The 23,715-nt window shown below is 52.9% G+C and carries 30 protein-coding genes; 12 read left to right on the top strand and 18 right to left on the bottom strand.

Annotated elements, in window-relative coordinates:
• Positions 1-97: 97 nt before the first annotated feature.
• A complete protein-coding gene (locus tag V6575_RS20345; protein ID WP_340276991.1) occupies positions 98-811 on the top strand; it encodes a glutathione binding-like protein in 714 nt (237 codons plus the stop codon).
• A gap of 55 nt (positions 812-866) precedes the next feature.
• On the opposite strand, the gene V6575_RS20340 is transcribed toward V6575_RS20345, so the two are convergent.
• Complete coding sequence (locus tag V6575_RS20340; protein WP_340276989.1) at positions 867-1,367, bottom strand: DUF2147 domain-containing protein; 501 nt, start codon at positions 1,365-1,367, stop codon at positions 867-869.
• A gap of 326 nt (positions 1,368-1,693) precedes the next feature.
• Between V6575_RS20340 and V6575_RS20335 the strand changes: the two genes are divergently transcribed.
• Entirely contained in the window at positions 1,694-1,963 is a 270-nt protein-coding gene (locus V6575_RS20335; protein ID WP_340276987.1) for a hypothetical protein, read from the top strand.
• 131 nt (positions 1,964-2,094) lie between these two features.
• Here the strand turns inward: V6575_RS20335 and V6575_RS20330 are convergent, their stop codons facing one another.
• From V6575_RS20330 to V6575_RS20270, 13 genes are all read right to left on the bottom strand, one after another.
• Positions 2,095-2,652, bottom strand: a complete 558-nt coding sequence (locus tag V6575_RS20330; RefSeq protein ID WP_340276986.1) for a GNAT family N-acetyltransferase — start codon at positions 2,650-2,652, stop codon at positions 2,095-2,097.
• A 248-nt stretch (positions 2,653-2,900) separates the two neighbouring features.
• Positions 2,901-3,857, bottom strand: coding sequence for an AraC family transcriptional regulator (locus V6575_RS20325; RefSeq protein WP_340276985.1), 957 nt, complete (start codon positions 3,855-3,857; stop codon positions 2,901-2,903).
• Positions 3,858-4,514: 657 nt separating this feature from the next.
• Entirely contained in the window at positions 4,515-5,570 is a 1,056-nt protein-coding gene (locus V6575_RS20320) for a tyrosine-type recombinase/integrase (protein ID WP_340276983.1), read from the bottom strand.
• 177 nt (positions 5,571-5,747) lie between these two features.
• Positions 5,748-5,942 carry a hypothetical protein gene (locus V6575_RS20315; RefSeq protein ID WP_340276981.1) on the bottom strand — a complete coding sequence of 65 codons (195 nt, stop codon included), beginning with the start codon at positions 5,940-5,942 and terminating at the stop codon, positions 5,748-5,750.
• A complete protein-coding gene (locus tag V6575_RS20310; RefSeq protein WP_340276979.1) occupies positions 5,939-6,346 on the bottom strand; it encodes an HNH endonuclease in 408 nt (135 codons plus the stop codon). Before V6575_RS20310 ends, V6575_RS20315 begins: the two co-directional genes overlap by 4 nt.
• Positions 6,337-6,522, bottom strand: coding sequence for a hypothetical protein (locus tag V6575_RS20305; RefSeq protein ID WP_340276978.1), 186 nt, complete (start codon positions 6,520-6,522; stop codon positions 6,337-6,339). Before V6575_RS20305 ends, V6575_RS20310 begins: the two co-directional genes overlap by 10 nt.
• Positions 6,519-6,680, bottom strand: a complete 162-nt coding sequence (locus V6575_RS20300) for a hypothetical protein (RefSeq protein ID WP_340276976.1) — start codon at positions 6,678-6,680, stop codon at positions 6,519-6,521. The genes V6575_RS20305 and V6575_RS20300 overlap by 4 nt, the downstream gene beginning before the upstream one ends.
• Positions 6,677-7,189 (bottom strand): hypothetical protein, encoded by a 513-nt coding sequence (locus V6575_RS20295; protein WP_340276975.1) that lies wholly within the window; start codon positions 7,187-7,189, stop codon positions 6,677-6,679. The genes V6575_RS20300 and V6575_RS20295 overlap by 4 nt, the downstream gene beginning before the upstream one ends.
• Entirely contained in the window at positions 7,186-7,356 is a 171-nt protein-coding gene (locus V6575_RS20290) for a hypothetical protein (RefSeq protein ID WP_340276972.1), read from the bottom strand. Before V6575_RS20290 ends, V6575_RS20295 begins: the two co-directional genes overlap by 4 nt.
• Entirely contained in the window at positions 7,353-8,279 is a 927-nt protein-coding gene (gene bet, locus V6575_RS20285; RefSeq protein ID WP_340276970.1) for a phage recombination protein Bet, read from the bottom strand. Before bet ends, V6575_RS20290 begins: the two co-directional genes overlap by 4 nt.
• Before the next feature lie 2 nt (positions 8,280-8,281).
• Positions 8,282-8,806, bottom strand: coding sequence for a siphovirus Gp157 family protein (locus V6575_RS20280; RefSeq protein ID WP_340276969.1), 525 nt, complete (start codon positions 8,804-8,806; stop codon positions 8,282-8,284).
• Positions 8,807-8,925: 119 nt separating this feature from the next.
• Positions 8,926-9,060: a hypothetical protein gene (locus V6575_RS20275; RefSeq protein ID WP_340276967.1), complete on the bottom strand. Its 135-nt coding sequence runs from the start codon at positions 9,058-9,060 to the stop codon at positions 8,926-8,928.
• Positions 9,060-9,368, bottom strand: coding sequence for a hypothetical protein (locus V6575_RS20270; RefSeq protein ID WP_340276965.1), 309 nt, complete (start codon positions 9,366-9,368; stop codon positions 9,060-9,062). The genes V6575_RS20275 and V6575_RS20270 overlap by 1 nt, the downstream gene beginning before the upstream one ends.
• A gap of 432 nt (positions 9,369-9,800) precedes the next feature.
• Between V6575_RS20270 and V6575_RS20265 the strand changes: the two genes are divergently transcribed.
• The 3 genes from V6575_RS20265 to V6575_RS20255 are packed head-to-tail and all read left to right on the top strand — an operon-like array spanning position 9,801 to position 14,227.
• The gene (locus tag V6575_RS20265) at positions 9,801-10,880 is read left to right on the top strand and encodes an AAA family ATPase (protein WP_340276964.1); all 1,080 of its coding nucleotides are present in this window, start codon (positions 9,801-9,803) and stop codon (positions 10,878-10,880) included.
• Positions 10,762-13,353: a S8 family serine peptidase gene (locus V6575_RS20260; RefSeq protein ID WP_340276961.1), complete on the top strand. Its 2,592-nt coding sequence runs from the start codon at positions 10,762-10,764 to the stop codon at positions 13,351-13,353. Before V6575_RS20265 ends, V6575_RS20260 begins: the two co-directional genes overlap by 119 nt.
• A gap of 1 nt (position 13,354) precedes the next feature.
• Positions 13,355-14,227, top strand: a complete 873-nt coding sequence (locus tag V6575_RS20255; protein ID WP_340276959.1) for a hypothetical protein — start codon at positions 13,355-13,357, stop codon at positions 14,225-14,227.
• Between the two features lie 80 nt (positions 14,228-14,307).
• Here V6575_RS20255 and V6575_RS20250 read toward each other — a convergent pair whose 3' ends face one another.
• Complete coding sequence (locus V6575_RS20250) at positions 14,308-15,084, bottom strand: LexA family transcriptional regulator (RefSeq protein ID WP_340276958.1); 777 nt, start codon at positions 15,082-15,084, stop codon at positions 14,308-14,310.
• On the opposite strand from V6575_RS20250, the gene V6575_RS20245 reads away from it, so the two are divergent.
• The 5 genes from V6575_RS20245 (at position 15,083) to V6575_RS20225 (ending at position 17,619) form a co-directional block, all read left to right on the top strand.
• A complete protein-coding gene (locus V6575_RS20245; protein WP_340276957.1) occupies positions 15,083-15,364 on the top strand; it encodes a hypothetical protein in 282 nt (93 codons plus the stop codon). The genes V6575_RS20250 and V6575_RS20245 overlap by 2 nt on opposite strands.
• A 153-nt stretch (positions 15,365-15,517) precedes the next feature.
• Entirely contained in the window at positions 15,518-15,964 is a 447-nt protein-coding gene (locus V6575_RS20240; protein ID WP_340276956.1) for a phage regulatory CII family protein, read from the top strand.
• On the top strand, positions 15,961-16,902 hold the full coding sequence (locus V6575_RS20235; protein WP_340276954.1) for a helix-turn-helix domain-containing protein: 942 nt from the start codon (positions 15,961-15,963) through the stop codon (positions 16,900-16,902). Before V6575_RS20240 ends, V6575_RS20235 begins: the two co-directional genes overlap by 4 nt.
• Positions 16,892-17,089: a hypothetical protein gene (locus V6575_RS20230; protein ID WP_340276953.1), complete on the top strand. Its 198-nt coding sequence runs from the start codon at positions 16,892-16,894 to the stop codon at positions 17,087-17,089. The genes V6575_RS20235 and V6575_RS20230 overlap by 11 nt, the downstream gene beginning before the upstream one ends.
• Positions 17,089-17,619 (top strand): transcription termination/antitermination NusG family protein, encoded by a 531-nt coding sequence (locus V6575_RS20225; RefSeq protein WP_340276952.1) that lies wholly within the window; start codon positions 17,089-17,091, stop codon positions 17,617-17,619. The genes V6575_RS20230 and V6575_RS20225 overlap by 1 nt, the downstream gene beginning before the upstream one ends.
• Positions 17,620-17,814: 195 nt before the next feature.
• On the opposite strand, the gene V6575_RS20220 is transcribed toward V6575_RS20225, so the two are convergent.
• Genes V6575_RS20220 through V6575_RS20210 form a run of 3 tightly spaced genes read right to left on the bottom strand, consistent with a single transcriptional unit; the run spans position 17,815 to position 20,689 of the window.
• On the bottom strand, positions 17,815-18,864 hold the full coding sequence (locus V6575_RS20220) for a DNA cytosine methyltransferase (protein ID WP_340276950.1): 1,050 nt from the start codon (positions 18,862-18,864) through the stop codon (positions 17,815-17,817).
• Positions 18,861-19,571, bottom strand: coding sequence for an MAE_28990/MAE_18760 family HEPN-like nuclease (locus V6575_RS20215; protein WP_340276949.1), 711 nt, complete (start codon positions 19,569-19,571; stop codon positions 18,861-18,863). The genes V6575_RS20220 and V6575_RS20215 overlap by 4 nt, the downstream gene beginning before the upstream one ends.
• Positions 19,568-20,689 carry a DUF262 domain-containing protein gene (locus V6575_RS20210; RefSeq protein WP_340276948.1) on the bottom strand — a complete coding sequence of 374 codons (1,122 nt, stop codon included), beginning with the start codon at positions 20,687-20,689 and terminating at the stop codon, positions 19,568-19,570. Before V6575_RS20210 ends, V6575_RS20215 begins: the two co-directional genes overlap by 4 nt.
• A 610-nt stretch (positions 20,690-21,299) precedes the next feature.
• On the opposite strand from V6575_RS20210, the gene V6575_RS20205 reads away from it, so the two are divergent.
• Complete coding sequence (locus V6575_RS20205; RefSeq protein WP_340277063.1) at positions 21,300-21,821, top strand: 2'-5' RNA ligase family protein; 522 nt, start codon at positions 21,300-21,302, stop codon at positions 21,819-21,821.
• A 576-nt stretch (positions 21,822-22,397) separates the two neighbouring features.
• A partial coding sequence (locus tag V6575_RS20200) for an autotransporter outer membrane beta-barrel domain-containing protein (protein WP_340276947.1) occupies positions 22,398-23,715 on the top strand: 1,318 nt, incomplete at its 3' end.

Here is a 23,715-nt window from a genome sequence, read left to right as displayed (position 1 = left end):
CCGTTGTAAGTCAGATGTGGCTACCTTAAATCCATCGGTGTTCGACGATGGAATGTCGTTGATGTGATTGCCGACCAAAGCCAAGCAGGAGCGCCCGATGGCCGTGACCCAGACAAAGCCGATTGAACTCTATTACTGGCCGACCCCCAATGGCTGGAAGGTCTCCATCATGCTGGAGGAGCTCGGTGTTCCCTATGATCTCAAGCTGATCAACATTGGCAAAGGCGACCAGTTCGCGCCAGACTTTCTAGCGTTTTCTCCGAACAACCGCATGCCGGCCATCGTTGATCCGGAAGGTCCGGGAGGGGAGCCGATCACTGTTTTTGAATCCGGCGCGATCCTGCAATATCTCGGACGTAAATTCGGTTTGTTCTATCCGAGTGACGAGCGGGCCCGTGTGGAGACCGAAGAGTGGCTGATGTGGCAGATGGGTGGCTTTGGTCCGATGTTGGGTCAGAACCATCATTTTCGCATTTATGCGCCTGAGAAGCTTCCCTATGCGATGGATCGCTATCTGAATGAGACCCATCGTCTTTATGGCGTGTTGAACAAACGCCTGGAAGGGCGTGAATATGTTGCAGGCGGTGAGTACACAATTGCCGACATGGCGATTGTCGGATGGGCACAGGGCTGGGAACGCCAGGGCATGGACATGGAAGAGTTTCCGAATGTCAAAGCCTGGAAGGCACGTCTTGAGGCCCGAAATGCCGTTGTGAAGGGTCTGGCTGTTGGCCGGGAAGAGCGCGAAAAACTGGCTCTGGAAGATGATAAGGACGCTCAGAGCGTTTTATTCGGACAACGCGCTCGTTGATTTTGACCAGATGAAAACCGGGATTTGAGTTTTGCAGATGCTGGGGCGTCGCTTTTCACGGAAGGCGGCGCCATTTTTCTGTCTCGCACATCTTGAAGACCACTCTGACGCAGCCGCGTAAGGTCAGGGTGTTTCGCGTTTTGCTGGTTAAGGTCACATCGGCGCTGAAACCGCGTCGAGGGTCGTAGATACGGCCATTCCAGGCTGTCCTGGTTGGCTTGAGCCTCCACAGGACCGTCAGTCCTTGAAGCTTGCGCGTGCGTTTTGATTTGTCCTTGTGGTTGACGTCTGTGGCGCTGGCTGTGCTGTGCCCGGGCAGCGGCTTGAAATCAACGAGCTTGCCACATGGGCTTTTCCCGCAAGGCTGGATCTGAACCGTCGCGCCGTCTGATGTGCGCCACGTGCCAATTATATCGGGGGCTGCAAGAGCGGAAGCTCCCATGTTGATCAGCATCAGGGAGCCCAGTATTGCGGACTGCCTGTGGCGTGAGCGTCCGAGCAGGCCCCGCATTTGAATGGCTGCATCCGTCATGATGTCTCTAAGTGCCTTCGTCATTTGGTTTTTCATGGGTGACAAAACGCCGACCGCGTGAAGAAAAATATCGAGCAAAATTGTTAAAACCAATTGATGGTAAGCAAAGTGTTTATGAGCTCCGTCCAGTTTGAAATAAAACTGATTGAAAAATATGGCTTATTTTAGTTTTCAGTCTTACCGTTTTGTGAACTTCAGACTTCCTTCAGTCTTTGTTGGGGCTTCGTTAAGTTAGAAATTTAACCGCTCTTTATAGCTGCTCTTCTCAATATGAAGTCAAGAAACGCCAAGGAAAACCGGCGTTTCGGTTTCACTAAAGCTGCAAGGCTTCACACCAAAGGGAGAGCATCATGGCTCGTTTTGAAATTCACTCTGCCGATATGGCCATCATGGGCGAAAAGCCTGCAACTGCCGACATCCTGTTCCAGATGGGACTGGACAGTGCCTGCGGCCGTCACGGCACAGCGGATCTGGTGACTGCGCACAAGTGGTTCAATATTGCTGCATTGAAGGGCTGTGCTGATGCTGCACGCTACCGTAAGGAAATTTCCGTTGAAATGACTTCCAGAGATATTGCGGCTGCCCAGCGGTCTGCTCGTGAATGGCTGTCGATGCATTGAGCGGTGCCTGCTGGATGATCAGCCACCGTTTCTCTAACGCTTGCTAGCTGCGGCATACGTTTTTATGCCGCGGCAAGGGCAGGATTTCTTCTTGCCGAACAGTTCTGAATGGTGCTTTCAAGAGCCCATAGTCACTCGGCCAGTGAAATTCGGAATAGCAGTGTTGCATGCCCGCCTAAGGATTTTTCGGCGGTATAGCTCGTCAGCAACGATCCTCCTGACTTTTCAATAACCCGAATTGAAGCGGGATTTTCGGGACTGGTTGTGATATCTACGTGTTTCAAACCAATAGCCTTCGCCTCTGGTAGTATTGCAACCAGTGCAGCGGTTGCCAATCCTTCTCCCTGTCGCCAAGGCACGACAGAATAGCCAATGTGTCCAGAACATGTGGGCGGCAAGTCTTCGGTTCCAGGTTTCCAACGTAAACCAATGTGGCCACAAAATTCATTGTCCCACAGCCAGCGTCGAACACTTGGCAGACGCGGAACTTCAGACCCGTCCGGCAGTTTTATTGGACCCGCTTTCGCAGTAGGGTCATCTAAGCCAGAAACAAACAATGCAGCGTCTTGGGAGATCTTTGAAAGTTGCTCTTGTGATGCTTCTGATCTCAAGTTGTCTGGTGACCAACCTCTCTTCAGCGCATCAACATAAGCCGGAATTTTATTTATGCTGGGCTTGAGCAGTTTCATTCGTGGTCACATTCGTTAACTTGAGAATTCAGGCGGACATTTGTCCATCGTGTAACATGAGTCGAGGTTAGCTCGAAATTGGCTTGAAGCCGCATTTGACCATATGGCCAGTTTGATCCCGATAAAGGCATGCGACGCTGTCGCCATTCAATAGCATGGCAGAATTGCCTGCGTATCTGTTTGACGATAGGTGTCGGTTTTATGTTTTGGATCTTGCGCCGCAGACGCTCTGTTTCCACGCCCAGCCCTTAATCACTCCAGGATGTTGTCGTCGTTCCGGTCCAGCCCTTGAACGCCCGATAAAACGAATTCTGATCCTGATAGCCCAGCAGGTAGGAGACCTCGCTCACGGGGCGTTGTTCCTCCTTGAGGTAGTGGGCAGAGAGCTCCCTCCGAGTTTCTTCAAGTAGACCACGGAAACTCCGGCCCTCGGTTTTGAGCTGGCGCTGTAGCTTGCGGACATTGATGTTGAGATGCCGGGCGATATCCTGAATGGAAGACTGGCCGGCCGGAAGACGTTCTTTCAAGGCCTGTTTGACCTGCTCGCTTGAAGACGGGGCAGGGCTTGGAGATGCATTTGCCTCAATCCAGGCGACGTCCATGGCTGAAGGACTGTTGCTGGCGGTCAACAGAGGCAAGTTGGCGTCGGAAAGAGGCAGCTCCAGAAACACGACACTGGAGTTGGTCGGGGCAACGCCCAGATAGGCGATATCCTCAAACCGCAGTTTGGCAGCATCCATGATCCCGACGGCCGAAGGTTTGATCATACGTGCACTATGAGTTCGGCACAGCTCTACAATGAAAAGGAGTTCGCACAGGGCCTCCCAATGCAGAATGGTAATATCTGGCGCTCGTGGCTTTATCTCGATCCGGAGACGGTCCTGCAGCCTCTTTGTGAAAAAGGAAATGCCTTCGGCTGATCGCTTCAACAGGGACAGTCGTTCCAGACCGCGCTCCACTGTGGCGCAACTTGCAAAAGCAAGACTGCTGGCGGCACGTGGAGTGCGTGCCCTGAACATAGCCAGATGGTAAGCGAGATCGGGGCGGGCGCTCAGGCGCTCAATTGCCAGATCAAGGGCGAGGCGCTGCTTGCCGGTTACGCTCTGGGTGGTTTGCAGGAAAGTTACAGGCAGGCCAGCCATTTCCATGAGCTTTTGCTCATCAAGATCAAGAACCCGGATAACGGCTTTATAGGTTTGTAACATGAAACAGGGGTTTTCTTGTTCTAGGCGGTTGTTTTTCATCACATCGATATTTTGGATCACACTACTCGCAAAATTTACCGATGTGTCGTTGTTTGAATGACTTTTTTGCGTGCTTTGCTAGATCGGATGTTTGCAATTTCTGATCAACTTCATAGATCGGATACGCGGCCTCTGGTTCTCGTGTTCGTGTAGGTAACTTGGGGGCGTTTGAAGGCTGCCCGGCCTTTGACAAGATATTATGAGTTGGTTTTTTGAACTTGGCCAGTTCTGTTGACGCAGCAATGACAGACAGTCTTCTGGCTATCGTTACATCTACGGCGTTTGTAATTTAGGGTTCGGTTCTCACCTACCGGCCCGCTATTGCCCCCGGTTTCCTGCCTGGTTTTCTATGACCCCTTAATCTTGATCATCATATGTGCGATCTGTCGCTGAGCAGGTGTCGGCACTGACTGTATGGTTTTGTCCAAAGGACTGCGTTTTTGGCACAAGAATATGATGTGATTGCCAAATCCACAGGCTAGTCAGGTCAGGGGTCTTGCAATCCATATGAAATCAGGTATCAGAGGCGAACCGGAGAGGTGGCCGAGTGGTCGAAGGCGCTCCCCTGCTAAGGTTGTAAGTGAAAACGAAATTATCGTTTTGTATCAAGCCTTTAGCTCATTTCACACGTTTCAACTGTTTTGGTTTTGTAAATTCGTCGCTTCGGCCTCGTGAGAACGCATCGCGAACCTTTTGAGAACTTCCCTCAGAATGCGCATAGGTGTCGAGCGGAACGCGGGGGCTTGACCACCGGCCAGCCTTGGCAGCGTCAACAGCATTCACGCCCTGACGAACTATCAATTCAGTTCCAAAGCCATGCCGACCGGCAGCATGTGGCGCGATGTATTCTATCCCTGCTCTTTTGCAAGCATTCCGCCACGGGCCATATGCGCTTTGCCGGGATCTATATCCAAAGACGAACCCATTGCGGGCTTTCAGGTTTGCGAGCGCTGCAACGGTTTCCGGGATGATGTCGACCCACTGGCCGGGGTGTCCCTTGGATGGCGTAAGCCAGACGCGGGAATTGCGCAAATCAAGGTCTGAAGGCTCTATCTGGATAGCCTGACCGATCCGGGCGCCCGTCGTGAACATGAAGAGCGCAAGGGCGCCCATGTGTGGGCTTGCCTCTTTTGTGAATTTGTCGAGCCATTCCCATGAACCGGGTGTTTTTTCCTTCCGGCTTTGCTTCCCTCGCGCAGCATCCTGTTGCTGGCGTTCGGCTGCGGAGTAGGCCTTGATCTTTATCGGGGGCGTTCCCTTCTCATCGTGCGCGTTGTTGATCACGGCGCTGATAGGAGTCACGACTTGTCGTCGCCATGTGTCACAGGCGGCCATTGGATATATTTTCTTACCCAGGTCGCGCACAAGCTTGGGCGTTATGTCCTTGACCCTCATTTGCCCGATGACTGGAACGACCTTCATAAGATACCCGGCCTCTGCCGGTTTTGCGTCGTAGAGCATGACGGCGGCAGAAAAGGTTAGCTCGTCTGCTTCTGTCGGCGCTTCTGATCCAAGGATCGCACGTTTCCGCGCCTTACCTTCGATTTCTGAGAGCTTTGTCTTCGCAACTGCCTCGTCAGATGTTCCAAGGCTTCGGTTGACGTAGCCGTCGATGCCGTCAGTTCGTCCACGGAGCCAGAATTTTTGTCCGCGCTTGTAAATTTCAAGTGGCATTTCTCGGCCTCAAAAATCTGATCAATGTGTTGCGGTGTTAGAAGGATCGTCTTGCCGAATTTTAGGTAGGCGTTGATTGCCCTTGCTTTGGCTCTGAGAGCCCTTTCAGAAATGGGCGCTCCCATCTGTTCGAATTGCTCAACCCAATATGACGGGGGGCGGGCTATTGCTAAGGCCTTAGGCTGCTCTTGCATTGTGTGGACCTCCCTCGATCATTGCCACAATCCCGCGCAGTTCATGACTGAAACCTACGGTTAGAATTTCATTGTCGGCGTTGAGCTTGTCTATGAGATCCAGCAAGGCAATCACGTCCTTGCCGGTGACTGGAAGGCGTTGTTCCGCTTGGGAGCGGATGCGGGCGAGGTCGATCATTCTGCGTCTCTCCTGACGACTTCGCCGTTCATGCGGCGTTTGAATTTTGAGCTTTTGCTGCCCGGCATAGGGGACGTCTTGCGGCGCTCGGTTCCGTTCATCTTTCGTCTGATGCGATCTGCCTTTGAACGAGCGGCGGCTTCTTCTTTGGTTTTGACTTTGTGGGCTTCGGTAAGGGCGGGGGCAAGGTTGCTTTCCCTGTTCTCCCCGCCCATCGACAAGGGCTTGATGTGCTCTGCCTGCCATTTCATTCCGGGTCTGATCTTGATGCCGGATATGTGGCAGATACCGCCTGCGCGGATGAATATGCGGTCCCGTACGCGATCTGGTGGCTGACTGTCCGGGGTCTTGCCAATCCATTCGGGAAGGCTGCGGCCGCCAAGGGGATCTGAAATCATGGGCATGCCGGTTCCCTTTCCATCCAATCGAGGCGGGGTAGGGTGATGGTGTTACGGGTTCGTTCTGAACCGGGCTTCTTGATCAATGTGCTGGCTTGGTGCTCGGCAACCTCAATCGTTGCTGTCTTGATGACGACGGGCTTCAAGCGCTTGTTGCCTGGACAAAGGATTAGATCGCTCATGCGGCAGCTCCTGACCAATAGACGGCGCTCATGATGACCAGAAGGCCGGTTACGAAGGGCAATTCGCTTGCGTCCTCCGTGTCGCGGGTCGTCGCGGCAATGCAAGTTCCAAGCAGCGCCAGAACGTAAGGCGCGGCGGTGTTGATGAAATCGCTCATGCGGCCATCCTTGCTGTGTGTGAGAGCTGAACAGGATCAGAGCCAATCAATCGGGCAAGGGTCATCAGGACGGCTTCCTTGGACCTCTGGAAGTCCTTGGCGTCCATTGTCTGTTCTGTTTGGGGTTTGGCTGTGAAGGTGCGGACGGTGTTGCCTCGGCAGGTGATGACCGCATAGCCATCGAGCTTGCGGGCCATGGCTGCGACCTTGAAGGCCGCGTCCTCGGTATCACAGACAACGGTTGTTTCATCGGCATAGCCACTGCGCACCAATGCCCACTTGCGAAGGTGGTCAGGGGAGGGGAAGCGGTCGGCCTGATCTTCCGGCAGGTTCTGCCAAGCTGCGTTGATGCAGGCGAAATAATGCTTGTGGCTTTTCCGCGTCCGGCCCGTGGGTGTTTCCAGAGTGTAGAGGCCGCCGACTTCGAACATGGTGCGGCAACGCTCAAGGCATTGGGGGGCTGGCGTCATGGTCGCGCCTGTCCATTGGTACGTGATTTGAGAGGTCATTTTTTGAACTCCAGGCCGAGTTCCGCCGCCCGGCGCTTGAAAGCCCGGTTCCACTCAGCGGAAAATTCAGGGGGTTGGGTTTTGCTTAGGGCCGCAACGACCCGGTAAACGGTCGCCAGTTCGTTGCGGTCTTGGGCGCTTTGAAGCTGCTCAAGCGCTTCGCTCAAGCAGCGATAGCCCGTGTAGTCAGTCGATCAATCCGGCGTTCAATCTCTTTCTTTACCTCAAGGCCGTCGTTCGGGCTCTTTGCCCAGAACTCCCTGAGTGAATGAAGGTTGATCTGGGTGAAGGTCTCCAGCTGCTCCAAGGTGCGGGATTTATCCCGGCTCCATTCAATGATGCGGTCTGCCAACTGGCCTACCGGTACCGGTTCCAAAGGCGTGTCTGATGACCAAGACATCATCACCGCGTCTACCGATGAAACACGGGCAAGCCGCCGTTGCTCTTGTTCGTGTTCAATGATCTGGGAGGCTGTCAGGTCTTGCGCTTGAGCCTGATGCATTTCTTCTTCGACATAGACGCCGCCAAACTGATCAGGCCAGCCAGCGCGCAGGGCCTGAGCCTCGGCGCATTTGGTGAGCATGACCTTCGGCATTCTTGCCCATTGGCCTGTTGCGTCCAGTTTGAACTTGCCGGAAGGGTGGTCGCGGCCTGTCTCTTCGTTTTTTGTCCAGATTTCCTTGAGAGGCGCGAACTCATCCCAATCTGCTTCTCCCATAACCGGGAACCATTCGCCGCGGTTGTCTTGTTGCCAGAGGCGAACGGAAACGGACGCAATGCCTTTTGGGTTGGTGTCGCTGATCAGGTCTTTGTCATAGACGAACTGTGCCGGTTCGGACGCCGGGCGGTAGTTGCCGCAACGCTGTGCGATCACGCGCAGGCCGTCCCTTGAAACCACAATCGACATGCGGCGCTTTTTTGGATCGGTCTTGCTGAACACAAGAGGCAGGATCTGTTTTCTGAAAGGGTCAAGGCCATAGGACTTGGCGGCTTCCATGAACAGGTTGAACTCGCCGTTGTCGCAGTCCTTGGCAATCGTACTGCGGACAAGCTCAATCTGGTTGGGGCGCAATTCTGGTAGAGCAGACATGTTCATTTTCTCCTGATTGAGATTGCAAGGCCGCCGTTATCAAGCTCGGCACCGGGTATCTTGGCTTCGTCCTTGAGGGCATCGGTCAATGCCTTCTTGTCGAGGGCAGGCGCGGGGGCGGGCTTCTTCTTCCAGAACTTGGAAGGGATTAGAGCCTCGTCTGTGACAACGATCTTTCTCGGTGTTTTCCGAAGGGTGAGCGTCATGGTCGGCAATCGGATCGGGGCATCCAGCTCAAGGGTCATGAGCGCCTGCTCAATGTTGGCTTTCAGGCGATCACGCCGGGTTTCAGTCTGGTGTTTGCGCACCTCAAGGACTTCTGCCTTTGACTTGATGCCATCTAGCAGCAGGTCGCATTCATCCATGGCGTCTACGGCGGACTTGATGGCCTCGAACAGGTTGGTTTCGCCCTCGATGACATCGGTCTTTGCCTGCTCGTCATCGCCAATAAGGCCTTGGACGTTTTTCAGCAGTTCTTTCGCCGCCAATGTCTGGCGAAAAACTTGGCTTGCCTCGTTGATAGACATAATTCCCCTCTGGTTTGGCTTCGGGATTTGAAATTGGGAGTTTGGAAAGGTGGTGCCCGGCTGGCCTAGGAGGTGCGCCAGCCGGGCGCGGCGGCGGAACGGAGAAAACCGCCAGCCGATTAGAAAGACGTGAGAAGCAATGTCGGCAGAGCCGCCGCAATGCCTGCCAGAACGGCAAGGGCGGCCTTGTCTGATGCGGACCAGCCAGACAGCTGGCCCAATAACAGGACATTGAAAGGGGAGCTGAGCCGCATTAAGCGGCCATCAGCTGATAGGAACCCCCTGCAGCAGCTTCAAGGAAGCGGGTCTGCAGGTCATCACGGTTGGCCTTCTCGTTGCACTGTTCGAGAAGCTGCCAGAAGAGGGAAGACTGTGGAGCGCGGGGCATCATCACTACCTTAGCTTCGCCGCCAAGCTCATCGATCTGGATTGCCTCAACCCGGCAAACACTGTCGGCGTCCTCAATCAGATGCACCGTGCAATCAATCTCTGCAATGCAGATACCGGCAGCGCGGATCTCAAGGGTGGTTTCAATCTGGGTGGCGAAGGGTGTGTAAGGCATGTTTGGTGTTCCCTGTCTTTCGATAGAGAATACGTACTAAATGTACGAATGTCGGTCAAGTACAAAATGTACGAAAAATGTTGTTGCGTACTTTATGTGTTTTTCATCCGTTATTGATAAAAATGGTTTTCGGCCCAGAGCGGCTATATTTGGCGGTTGATCTGCTTTTGGGAGCGTTGTGCGTAGGCGACCTTATCGCGTAACTGCACTTAATTTGTATTATCATGTCTAGAAACTCAACCAGATCGTGTTTTGTAAATCGGAAGAGGTCAGTTGACGCCGGACCGATCGGTATCGATGTTTGTACATAGTTTCAGCGCCCATGACTGATTACTTGCGTGAGGTCGAGCAATCGTTAATGGTATTCGGGCAAAGTTCATGCTAGCGGATGGAAAAGACAGATCTCTCTGAGGCGAGGGCGAAGGAAATCAAATGGCCAAACAGACAACTGTTCATAAGTTACGACCGAAGAATGGTAATGCGGCCCGCGACACCCTGACTGCACTTATTGAAGAAGCTCATCGCCAAAACAAACGCGGCAATGCCGACCGGTCCCTTCCCCGGGAACAGTCAACGCAGCGCTTCCACGGGGGAGGTTCGAGTATGTTGCCTGAAAACCTTCAGCCACTACTACGCGAGATTTTGCCAACTCGCAGGTTGGCTGAACTCGTTCTCCGTAAGGAAATTTCGCGAGAAATCAAGGAACTGATTGGAGAAGTCGCGCAGACGGCGTTGTTGCGCTCCCATTCTCTTGAACCACGCCATACGGTAATGTTGGTCGGGCCCCCTGGAACAGGGAAGACCAGCCTTGCCGAGGCAGTTGCGACAGAATTAGCGCTTCCGTTTTTCACTGTGCGTTACGATGGTTTGGTTGGAAGCTATTTAGGGGAGACGGCATCCCGGCTTCAAGCAGTTGTCGAATATGCTTCTAGAACCCCGTGTGTTCTCTTTTTTGATGAGTTCGACAGTGTTGGGAAGGAGCGTGCGGATGCTCAGGAAACTGGAGAGATTAAGAGGGTTGTCAGCTCTTTGCTTCTTAACATGGATGCCCTTCCGAGTAGTTGTATCGTGGTTTGTGCGACCAATCATCCTGAGCTTCTCGATAGAGCTGTATGGCGCAGATTTGAGATACGAGTAGAACTCCCCAAGCCTGGAGCTGCCGAGTTGCGGGAGTGGTATATAAAAACAGAAAAGAACCTTGGTGACTTGGGGTTTACTGCGGCTAATTTCGTAAAGATGTTTCAAGGAGAAACTTTCTCGGAAATTGAAACTATAACGCTCGACGCTCGCCGTAAGGTTGTGTTATCGCATGGGGAGTTGAGTCCCAGCGAGGCATTCGCTCAAGCACTCGACAGATGGAGTAGACGTCGAGAAGTGGGCGGGGAGCAGCCATATGGCGAAGGGGCCAATCGTAAGAATAAACCGAGAGCCAATAAGGCAAGGGCGAATAAAAGGGCAGAGGGCAAGGTTCCCGAAGGCGATCTCCTCGGAAGAGCAGACAAAACGACATAACACGAAATTTTCTGAAATAGAGAGTACCGTTGGGCGTATACTGAACGGAGGAGAGGTTTCAATATCTCCCAATGAAGTTACTCCTGATCGAGCGCTTGTTTTTGAAGTAATTGGTCCTTTATCAAATGTGGTAAAGTTCGTTGCTGCGGCACGGGAAGCCGGGTTTGATTGGCTCGGGGAAGATTTAGATTACGGTACAGACGACGAAGAGGAGGGTGATGAGGCCGCCGCGGATAACGCAGATAGCATGCTTTATATTACTATGCCGACCACCCGCGGTCTTCAGAAGGTTCTCTCTCTCTGGAAACAATACTCCTCCAACCAGCCAAAGCCAAAGACGGGTGATCGAGAGTGGTGGCCTCTTTTCAGTTACTTGAGCGATATTAGAACCTGGTCGGCAAAGGATCGTGTCGACCCTGCGGTTACTCGTTATGTCGACCGTATGATGCTAAAGTTTCCCGACAGACCGACCCGATTAGAACTTGATCTCTGGTTTCTAGGTGACCTAAGCTTGAGAGAGGCAGCACGCAAGTACGTTTCTGAACTTATGTTGTTAGTTGAAGGAAGCGTGCTGGACTTTGTGACTATCCCGGAAATCAAATATCAGGCGGCTCTGGTTGAGCTGCCCAACGAGCAGGCGCGGCTCTTGGGTTCGTTGCAAGGCCCTCTTTCTACCGCTGATCGTGTCATGCGTGTGCGACCGCAGTCTATGTACAGCAGCGAGGCCGAGAACACCGAATTTTTTGTTTCGGATGATCGAGCCCCTCTGACGTCTCCTGACTCAAGAGCCCCCGTGGTTGCGCTGCTTGACGGCTATCCTTTGGAGAATCACTTCCTACTTGCGAACAGGCTAAGGGTCAACGAAGTAGACGTTCATGCTTTGGACGTTCCCGTGGTTAGGCGCAGGCATGGCACGACGATGGCGTCGCTCATTGTCCACGGAGATTTGGGTGACAACACTGTTCCAATTGACCGTCAACTTCAAGTCGTGCCAATTCTTGGGGCTCCGCAGAATCTCTCCGAAGAATGCACACCGCTGGATAAGCTTCCGATTGGCTTAGTTCATCGTGCAGTTATGTCGTTGGTGGCTGGCCTAGATGGCGGGAAGCCTGTCGCTGAAGATGTTGTGGTTATTAATCATTCTATTTGTGATAGTGAAGGTCCATTCGGACAACGGGCAAGCTATTGGGCGAAATTGCTTGACTACCTTAGTCATCGCTTTCGGTTGCTGTTTATAGTCAGCGCCGGAAACAGCAAGGAACCTTTTACGGTTGGTGCTTACGCCGATTGCAATTCCTTCGAAACTGCTGATCCAATTGAACGGCAGATCGAGCTCCTTAGCGCTCTCAATCAGAGCAAAGGGGGCAGAATAATATTGAATCCTGCTGAAACGCTCAACGGACTTACCATAGGCGCTGTTCATGGTGACAGTTCTACTGGCGTTCCAGTTGGATGTGTTGATCCATTTGATACAATCTCTGAAGTAACAAACCTTGCATCAAGTATCGGTCTGGGGCTTAACAGGGCAATCAAACCCGACATTGTAGAACGTGGAGGGCGTCAGTTGGTCAACTCAGAGGAGAACCAAGGCGTTGTGTCAGTTTGGGCGGCGGAGCATCCGGACGTCGGGCAACTAAGCGCAGCGCCAAGTGTTGGCCTTAGCCCAAAGAGCGTCAGGCGCTCTACTGGAACCAGCAATGCAGCTGCTTTGACTACACGAACAGCAACCCGGCTCGTGGACGTTTTGGAGAGTCTGTTCGCCGAAAATAACGAGCGATGGCTGGAGGCCGAGACGCGTGCTGTCGTTATGAAGGCGCTGATCGCTCATGGCTCTAAGTGGGGCAGTGCGGGCGATATATTGTACGGACTTTACGCAGGTCATGCGCTTCGGAAGAAGTCAGCTATTAGTAGCGTTCTGGGATATGGCCTTCCCGATAATTCAAGGGTTTTCACTGCCCACGGTAGTCGCATAACGCTTCTTGCTGACGACATTATTTCTCATGATACTCTACACAAGTACTTAATTCCAATCCCGCGCGCGATGGTGGGTAACCGTGAGCTTAGGCGGGTTGTCGTTACGCTCGCTTGGAGTAGCCCGATTGATCCAATTACTAAACGTTACCGTGGGGTTCGCCTTGAGGTCGTGGATGAGAATGGCAAACGCGATTTCTGGAAGGGGGTCAAGCGATCACGCGCGCCGGATGGTCGGGTCGCACGCCGTGGTACGCTCCAACATCTAGTTTTTGAAGGTAAAAACCTTATCAAACCAGGAATTTCTGGAAATGTTTTTCTAGGAGTTCAAGCTATGGCTGAAATGACCTCCTTTCAGGATGCGAAAGTGCCTTACGGCTTGGCTGTAACTCTTGAAATGGGGCAGCCCGTTAGGACAGATATTTTCGCTGACGTGGAGGCTCGTGTAAGGGCCAAGCGCGTGGACGTATCGCAAAGAGTGCCAAATCGTGTGAGGATCTGAGATGAGTCATAACAAAAACAGTATTGGCAATAAGAGCCCCTCAACGATCAAAAGTTATCTCGAAAGTATCGGTGACCAAGCAGCGCTTCAAGAGCTGTTCCCTAACGGCGGGGTTGGTCAGGGTTTGGGGATCAATTGGGGGGGGCAGGTCTGGGGTCATACCGGGTTTATCTGTGGCTACCTTCCTCCTGTGACTGAGGAGAAGTTATCGAAAATTGAAAGCGCGCTTACACTCAAGCCAGACTTGGATCTTGTGAACACTAGAGTCAAAATTACACTAGAAAAATTTTGGGTTCACAATTACCCAGGTTTTGGCACTCACCAGATACTTTGTGAATTTACTGGAAAGAATCAGCTTGAGAATGAGCCGGAAGAATTGCGGTTTGCGTTGACTGCAAATGCAAAGGATGGCGCGAGTGCTGCGATTGCCGGATCTCCTATATTCCTTGGAGTATCAGTCGGTCAAAATGGCATTGCGTTCGAAGGGAAGACTATAAATGTCGCCAGTAAAAGCGATGAAAATATTCTCAGTGCAATTGGGAGCGGTCCTTTTAAGGAGGGGCTTGGCCTTTTGACCAAGGCTCAACCCGCACTTAGGCCGTTTGTTAGTCTTACATCGAGTGTTGTTCAGTCTGTCCTTAGTCGTGCCAAAAACAAGCAGGTGTTCGAATTTAAGCTAGGACTTGATTTCGCGAATAGTCAAACTTCAGTGCCTCTACGGAAAGGTTCCTTTATTGTCGTACAGGCCGATCCCACTACATGGGACTGGGACACTTTAGCATGGAACACTGATTCTGGGCAGGTGGTCGTTAGAAGTACTAAAACGCCGGTTGAGTATAATTATTTAGTTTTTAGAGTATCTTCCTACAATTAATTGGATATTGCACTATGAAACTACGGCGGTTTTGGGGAGCCTCAAATGTGGCCAAGTTTCAAATAAGCTCTAATGGCTATCTAATCAAACTGCTTGATGACACCGATGATTTTTGCCTTGATCATGACCTCTGAGGCCTCTGGATCTAGGTCTGAATAGGTGATTGCATTTTGGAAGCGCGGGTCAGTCGACACGGGGTGAAGCTCAACAACGCCGTTATGTTTCACAATGCGCTTAGCTGTACGCTCAACCGTATGGCCGCCATCGCGGCTGCGTTCTACAACGGCCAAATCACCAATCTTGATTTCAATGAGGGCGTCGAGGTAATTGACGCACAATATCAAGTCTCCGTCCTGGGCGACCTTGTTCAGGCTTTCGCCTTTGATCCTTAAGAGGTACTGCGCCGAGCTTGGAAAACGGCTGTCACAACCGATCAGCGTTGATGTTTCGATGGTTTCAGCTTCGAATAGGTTTGATTCCAGCCAGAGGCCTGCGGCCACTTCACCGTGGATATTGAGCGTTTGGACCGTGCCGGGATTTTGTACTCCGGCAACAGGCTTTAGCTGGTCCCCATCGCCGTAGAGTAGCCAGCCGGGGGACACATTGAACGATTCCGCATACACTTGAGCCATCTTCTTTGAGATCGGCCTGTTGCCGTTCTCATTGCTGATCAACGTGTTGATATTAATCGAGCGCAATAGCCGTGCGGCTTCCGATGCGGACTTGAATCCAGCTTTCTCTCGGGCGGTTTTTAGGCGGTCTTTTGCATCCATGTACGCAAGATCGCACATTCCATTCGTATGTTGTGTACGATTTTGGCTTGAGATGTATTCGTACATAATGTACGTATCTGGCATGATGACTGCTCCGAAAACAATTGACGAGCTTTTTTCCCGGTTTGGAAAAATTGCTCGTTTCGCTGAAGAGGTTGGCTGCGGATATGAGGCAGCACGCCAGATGAAGCGCCGACGGCGGATCACGCCGAAATATTGGACAATCGTTGTTGATGCCTGCGAGCGTCGTCAGATCGCAGGTGTTGACCTCGAATGGCTGGCGCGGCGGCATTCCGTTTTGGTGCCGCCTAATTGTTTCTCCGGCGCGTCCTCTCGTCCTGAAACATCCCCCCTCACAACATAAAGCCTCGGCTTCAACAGTTCTCTTAAGGGATGATCTGCAGCCAATGGCCCATCCCCCCTGATGACTTTCAAACTTGGTGTCTTGCTCTTGTCCATGCCGAGAAGGTGCCAAGGCCCGCTTCACCCGTCACCTGACTAAACCAGAGATTTTTCCATGGAACTGAACGCAGCCAAGCAGGCGTTTCGAGAATGCGTCAAGCTGGCAGGGGGCTTTGAAGCTGCTGCTGACTTGATGGGTGTTTCCAAAACGCTTCTTCACAACCTCCAAAGCCCGAACATGCCGGACGATCCCCGCGAGCGGCCCTTGTCGTTTCTGATGAGACTTGAGGACGCCGCTCAGAAGCCTTGCTTCCTGACCGCTCGCGCTGCCTCTCACGGCATGGTCTTGATGCCTGCTGCTTCCTCTGAATGTGATGACTTCCGCGATGTGCTGTTGAAGTTTGCCGCTGTTGCCGGTCGCCTTGTTGATGATGGCTCTCAGGCCTTTGAGGACAAGCGGATTGATGCTGCGGAGGAAAAGACCCTTCGGGCTGACCTTCACGCCATTGCCAGCGCTGTTCATGAGCTTGCTTCTGCCGTCAACAAGGAGCGGGGGCGATGAGCCTTGATGCCACCCTATGGGCTTGGAAGGTCAGAGGCCTTTCAGCCAAGGAAAAGCTGATCCTGCTTTCGATTGCCGACCGCGCCTCTGAGGACCACACGTGTTGGCCTTCCATTCGCCGTTTGTGTGATGACTGCGGCATGAGCCGTAGCTCTGTCATCCGCGCCATTGCCTCCCTGTGCGAGCGCGGCCTTCTGGCAAAAAAAGACCGCTTCGACAACGGCAAGCAGGTGTCCTCGATCTATCATCTGGTTGGCGTCAAAGACCGTCATCTTGACCAGTCCGGCCCCCAATTACAGGGGTGTCACCCTGACACGGGTAGGGGTGTCACCCTGATACGGGGGGAGTGTCACCCTGACACCGGGGGGGTGTCACCACGACACACAGAACCTACCATTGAACCTCTCATTGAACCTAGGAAAAGGAAACCTTCGGTTTCTCAAAAGGGATCGCGGCTCAGCGCCGATTGGATTCCCTCCCAGAAAAACATCGATGACGCCCTCACCAAGGGCTTGAGCGACAACGAGGTGCGCCATGAGGCCGAACAATTCCGAGACTTCTGGATTTCAAAACCTGGGGCAGGCGGCTGCAAGCTCGATTGGGATGCCACGTGGCGAAACTGGTGTGGCAACGCGATCAAGCGCCGCCCGGCCTCCCGCTCTTCCAACGCCCGCCACCCCATGGCCATCGCGATTGACAAACTCAAAGGCCGTGTTGGAAACCCTGACGGACGTGAAGATCCTTTTTCACAAAACCCGTTCTCTGCCCCCGGCCAAACTCTTGAGCTTGAAGCAGCTCGCAGAGGACATCCTGACCTCCCGCAACTCTCCCGACCTCAAGCAAGCAACATGGATGGCCGAGAGGCTGGTGAGCGTCTACCGCGCCCGCGACTTCGTCAATCCGGCAGCGTTCATAACGGCTCTGGCGATGACGTTTGAACAGTTCCCGGTTGAGGTTGGCCTGCTTGTCTCAGATCCCGTCAACGGCACCCCGTCAAAGCGCACCTTCGCGCCCTCTCTGGCAGAGGTCAAAGCTGATCTGATGAACCAGAAGCTATGGGCAAAAGGCCTCCGCCTCGCCATAGGACGGATTGAACAAAAAATGAGGGAAGGGGCCGCCTCCTGATGACAGACATTCAAAGCCTCATCTGGTTCATTGCCAGCACCAACCCTCGCTGTGAGGGCAGGGCGCTCAAGTCGCTTTCCCAAGCTGGATTTGAAACCTTCTGCCCCATGCAGACCGTTCGCCGCAAAGTCTGGGTCAAGGGAAAGCGCCGCTCCAAGGACGTTCAAAAGCCACTCTTCACCGGCTATGTCTTCGTTGGCCTCGATCCCGCCAACATGGCCTTTGGCATTGCCCGTCGCTGCGATGGCGTTGCTTCCTTCGTTGGCGTCAACGGATCGCCACAACGCGTCTCAGGCGCCCGCGTTTCTGATCTGATGGCCGCCCAGGACATGGGAATGTTTGATCATCGTGAAGGGCATAACCGGATTGTGTTTGAGATCGGCGAGAAAGTTGTAATCGATGGCGGATGGATCGATGGGGAAAGCGCGACCGTGACCATCCTACCGCGCAAGGTGGGGCAGGACGCCACGGTTGAGCTTGATGGGCGCAAGATTCGCTTGCCTATGGCGATGCTCAGGAAGGTGGCTTGAGCCTTAGCCCGCCGCTTTTGGCCCATTGCTGACCTTGGCCGAGGTGATCATTGTTGCGCCGCCGTTTCCCCTAACCCGCCGTTCGTGCTCTAGTACAGCATTTCGCATTCAAAGGTCGGCGACGGCCCGGCTTATTGAAAATCAGCTGGAATAAAACATGCTCACTATGAATTACTGAATTACTGAATTACTGAATTACTGAATTACTTGAGCTTGCACGTGTTCGATCAATATCTCGCCAATAAACTCACCCAACATGACCGGAACAGCGTTACCGATCATACGTCCAAGCGTGTTGAAGTTGACACGGGCATCGTCTGGGATAAATGCATAGGTTTTGGGAAAACTCTGCAACATTGCGGCTTCACGAAGGCTGATTGCACGATCTTGTTCAGGGTGCCCAAACCGCCCATTACCAAACCCATAACACTGCGTAGTCATTGTTGGAGCGGGCTGGTCCCACTCCATGCGTCCATAAACTGACGGGTAGGTAGAGCCAGAAGCTCTTGAATGGCAAGCAGCAACAAGATCTTCGGGCCAGTCGCGCCATGTGCCGCCTGGTTTCGAATGGCGAATACGTTCTAAGTTTAGCTCACTAAGAGATGCCGATGCGTGGAGTGGATCGGACGGGTCTGTGGTCCCTGCTGCGATTGCAGGCAGTTGGGATATAGTATCTCTAACGGTGACAGGAGGCTGCGCAACTTCCGGTATCACAATTGGACCTAGGAGCGAAGCAATCAAGACCAATCGTTGCCTGCGTTGTGGAAGGCCAATATCGCGACCATCCACAACAGCAAAATCTACATAATATCCCGCCCTGTGCAAGTCAGAGACAAAATCTTTGAAAATCTGCTGTTTGCTCAATGGGGGAACATTCTCCATAGTGACGAGCTTGGGGCGCACACTGAGCACCAGTTTGGAAAAAGACGACAGCAATTCCCAATCATCATGGGGACCTTTCCTTCTCGCAGACTGAGAATAAGATGAGAATGGCTGACATGGGGCACATCCAGCCAAAAGCGTAATATCTGTGTCCTCAAACACTGTCAGGATGTCAGAAGGCATGATTTCAGAAACGTCAGCTTCCACGAATTTGGCTGCATTGTTCGCCTCCATTGGAAACCGGCAGGCCGGGTCAAGGTCGATCCCAAGACGTACGTCCACCCCAGCGCGCGCCAAACCATGCGTCAAACCGCCCACACCACAGAAGAGATCAACAGCAGCAATTTGTATTTCGTTCCTCATGTCGCAGCTTCCTCTGCTGCTAGAAAACTTTTGGTTGCGAGGAAGTCACGATAGCATTCAGAGACGGCTCGCAAATAGGGCAGCACGCGATTTCCTAAAGCAGCCAGCTCGTCCAACGTTAGGTCGTGTGCGCCATCTTCGAAGGTGCTTTCGCCATGGGCAATAGCGTTTCTACGCCCGGAGAGATAAGTCAAGGCTGTCGTCTCATCTCTGTAAACACGCTCATAGGCCGCTTGGCTAATTTCAGGCGCAATATTAAGCGTGCATCCCAAACGACCTGCCACCTTTTTTATTGATTTGTCATTCCAACTACCGGCCTCACCCTTCACAACGAAAGCTGTTGGGCTATTTCCGGATGCAAGTGTCCCTCCAACCTCGGTAAGACGCTTGAATGCACCATCTCCCAAACGCTCCTCACCTGACCAAATTTCCGCCCTAACCCATTCTTTGAGTATGGCTTCCGTCCAACGTCGTGGGCGTTCCGCAACAACGGTTCGACCTACGGTTTCTAGCGTTCGTGTCGTAATGGCTTCTACGATGTTATATAGGTGAATGAGGAGCCCAGATTTGATCGTGTTCACGTGGCGCACTTCAATCTGGCCGTCTTCTTCTACGTCATCCACACGGGCTTGCAGCATTCGAGCAATCGCAAGATGCCGCGCAAATTCCTCTTCTCGTTCGTCAAGGTATGCAAGTACGTCGTTCATTTGTCCGCCAACCAATCTCTGACAAGAGTTATGCGACCCAAGAGTTTGCTTTTGACGTTGGCCGCATCTGATTTGGTTGCATCTTTGAACGGATCAGATTCCAAAAGTGGCGTTAGGTCTGGCGTACGTTGAAGAAGTGTTGGGTCTACACGCAAGGCGAGCGCTGTTCCAACAGCGATAGACTCGAACCGGACGCGGGGCACTTGATTTCCAGTTTCAGATTTAGTGAACCCATGTGGAGAAACGGCAGTGACGAATCGCAACATCTGCTCAAACTCATGCCGCATTGCATCAGCTGTTACCGAAGTGCGATTCGCCTCAATCTCAGCATTTATCTTATCGCTAGTCTCTTTAACATACGCGAAATAAAACAGTCTTGGTTCTTCTTTGTAGGTTGGGATGTCACCAGGACCACCTGCAGCATTTGGAATGAAACTGCCGAGATATGCGAAGAACCGAGTGACGAATTCTTCGCGCTCTCTCTTGTCTATCAACGCCTGACTTATTGGGGTCATCGCAATAAAGTCAGGCGAATTTGCCAGTGCAATGATCAAGTCCATAAATGGGCCTGGAAGGCTCCCGCGCCTTACTTCCGCTTCATTCGCTTGCGTACCACTAGTGTTAATGCGCATGAACATTTCGGTACGTGTGATTGGATCCGTTTCGTTCGCAAGAATGATCACCCGAAGTGAGCTGTCGGCGAACTTTAGTTGCCGTGATGTCGGAAGATCACTGTAAACAAGGCCGTTCGCGGCAGGCAGGGCTTCTAGGCCCTTTAGTATGATCTTATCAGCCATGAAATCGCGGATGGTTCTGATCCGTTGCGAACCATCAACGATTTCCATCAATCCTTCATCATCTTGCCAGAAGAAAACAAATGGGACCGGCAATCCCATCAACACTGATTCAATAAACTTAGACTGTTCTTTTGGCTTCCAGATCAGGTTACGCTGATAGTCCGGCACATAATAGCGCTCTGCATTGAGCTTTTGCACTATGAACTCGACGGAATACTCCACAACCGTGAATTTCACGGTGCGAGAATATTCTCTGATCTGCTTCTCCGCCTCGTCGATCTGCGCCGGGTCGGGTAGCTTTCGTCTAGTCTTCCGGACCATACGCAAACCCCATATCTTGCGTTATATAACCACATCCAACACCAGATCGTCTACCGAATTTCTCGTTCTGCAATGCTATCATTGGACCGGTGTAGCTCGAATTTAAACCAATTGTCTACTTCTATTGTCCCTGAAACGGACGCCAAGTCGTTTCCGTCAAGACGTAAGTTTGAAGCACTCGTTTTTCATTGAAATTGGCAATTTAACAAAAAATCAAAATGCGGGCTGAATAACTACAAATCCGTAGGTTAGACGTCTGCTCCTGTTTCATCAGCGCAAACCTCGTGAGTCCACAGCGAAAGTCCGCTCTCCGCCCATTGCTGCCTTCAGGCACCGCAAGCTCAATACAATCACTCTGATGTTTCGATCTATGTAGAAACCGCGCCCGTGACCATCCTGCCGCGCAAGGTTGGGATGCTCAGGAAGGTGGCTTGAGCTTGAGGCAGGCGCTTCCGGTCCGGAGCGGTCGTTCATCCGGCTCAATGTCGTTGGGGTGCGGCCAGTCGAAGGAGACGTTCGCGGCAACTGCTAAGCCAGGACACCCAGCAAAGTCGGCAGAGCGGACAGAACAGTCGTTGATCTTCGACGTTGATTGCCCCATCGTCGCTTGATGATCTATGTACTGGCATATCCAGAATTCGAGCTGAGCGTGGCTGAGAGGATCAATCGCTTCCGATCTGCCAACGAACCTGAGAGAGCAAGGCTCGTGCCTCCGCACGTCACTCTGGTGTTTGGAATGAGGAATCCGCATCCACAGGATTTCCTCACCCACTGCGAATTTGTGGCCGGGCACGTCTCAGAATTGGCTGTGAGCTTCATGGCAGGTGATATCGTTTATGACCCTTTTGAAAAGACACACAAACTGCTGCTTCCTATTTCGACTGGAAAGCGCACGCTGATTGCATTGCACCAACAACTCTATGACGGCACGCAAAGCGCGAAGCTGAATCCCGAGGTTCCCTATCGGCCTCATATGACGGTGGCCACGCATAAGGACCGGGCGATCATCGAGCGGTTTGATGTAGCCACACTTGGAGCTTTTCCGCTTTTCGGAAGGATCAGGAAAATAGAGATCGTCGAACTTTCAGACAACACGCTCCACCCACTTCGGACTATTCCGCTTCGAAAGTAGGAACTGGGCTCAATCTGGCCTTGCGGCGGCACAGGACGCGACGATTGAGCTTGATGGCCGCAATGTTCGCTTAGGCGCTGACCGGGGGCAGAGAGTTGTGTCTGTGCCAAAAGGCGCGATTAACTTGGCAATATGCAGAAGCACTAAGACCTTGTTAACCATGATTGACGCATCGTCAGGTCATGATTTTTGGTCATTTTCAAAGTGTTTCCCATACGGGCGCGCGGAAAAGGTGCGTTGGGACCAAACCTGAAACTTGGGTGAGATGAGGAGCGCCGGAGACAGATGGACAAAAGCAACGATGCGTTCGTCCTGCCAGCCTCTGATTTTTCCATCCCACATCACCTAGGAACACTTGTGCCAAACCCGTGATTAGATCTCAGGAAGCGAGAGCAGATGCCGCCGTCCCGGAATTTCACCAGTAACGTCTCGAACCCGTGCTTCCAATCAGATCTCGGCGTCTCAAAATCCGGACGCCGGGCCAAATTACTGTGCGCCACAATGCTTTGCATTCTACCCGGATTTGCCTCTGCGCAGGAGACTCTTCCCGTCGGTGTGAGCTTTACCGGAAACGTCGTGAATAATGGGCATGGTGTGATCGATGTTGCCAATCCCGATCGCAGCACAGGCTCGGTGATCTTTGGTGCGGCGGCCGGTGAAAAGCCTGTCCCCGCGGGCGTTCTGGATGCGCGCGAAATCGTCTTCGGATCAGGTAGGGGAAGCGTCGTCTTCAACCATACCGACACGGATTACGTGTTCGATCTTGATGTCACCCTCGCTGGCAGTATGGAGTTCTATTCCGGGCATACCACGCTAACCGGAAATTATGTTAGATTCGTCGAGGTGGTGCAAATCTACAAGACCGGAACGCTGACGCTCAATAACAGTTACTTGGGTCCGATCTGGCTTCACGACGGTGTGGTTTTCGACGCCAACGAACATCTCGCGGCGGGCGGTTTTACCGTTAATTCCGGAGCCACCCTTGGTGGAGTCGGCGGTGGCTCTTCTACGATCACTGTGCACTCCGGCGGCAAGCTGGCGCCGGGTAACTCCACAGGCAACTCCATCGGAACATTTAGGGCCGATATTGTGTATTTCAATGATGGGTCGATTTTTGAGGTCGACGTGGATGCCTCGGGGAAATCAGACAGGCTGTGGATCGGGACAGGCACCCAGATCTCCCCCGGTGCGACGCTTTCCATCGTGGCGGCAGAGGGCGGGACCTACGCCCCCTTGACCATCTACCAGGTCCTTCTGTTTCCCGAGAGGTCACTCGATGGAAAATTCGGCACGGTGACAGACAATTTGGCGTTTCTTGACGCCGATCTCAACTATTTGGACATCGACTTAGAGCTCAGCCTGTTTCGCACCACCAAGTCAGACAATTCTCTTCTGTCATTCTCCGACCTGGCCTCCACGCCCAACCGCAGTTCGGTTGCAGACGCGGTCGAGGCCGCTGGCGCGGGCACGTTGCATGATGCGGTGCAATCGATGCGGGTGGGCGATACCGAGCAGGGCTTCCAGCAACTCTCAGGCGAGAGCCATTCGACCATCCATAGCGCTGGCCTGACCAGCGCCAACATAAGTCGGAGCAGTCTGACCCATCGGGTCATCACCGCCACCGGCGGGGTTGGCGCATCATCGGGCGATCAGGTCTCCATGGGCTTCCACGGCGAGGGAGAGGTTCCCATGCTGGAGCAGCTCAACGCCCAGATGTGGGGCGAAGCCTTTGGCGGATGGGGTAAGGTGGACGCCACTGCGACGACAGCCTCGATGGAAAGCTACGGCGGCGGCTTCCTGACCGGCTTCGATGCGGAAATCATCGCCGACTGGCGCACCGGCTTGATGGCCGGCTATTCCAGAAACCAGTTCCATTCCTCAGGCAACGGCTTCA

The organism is Roseibium algae, assembly GCF_037783265.1.
GTDB classification, from domain to species: Bacteria; Pseudomonadota; Alphaproteobacteria; order Rhizobiales; family Stappiaceae; genus Roseibium; species Roseibium algae.
Note: the sequence above shows the minus strand (reverse complement) of the source record. Positions and strands in the feature narration are given on the sequence as shown.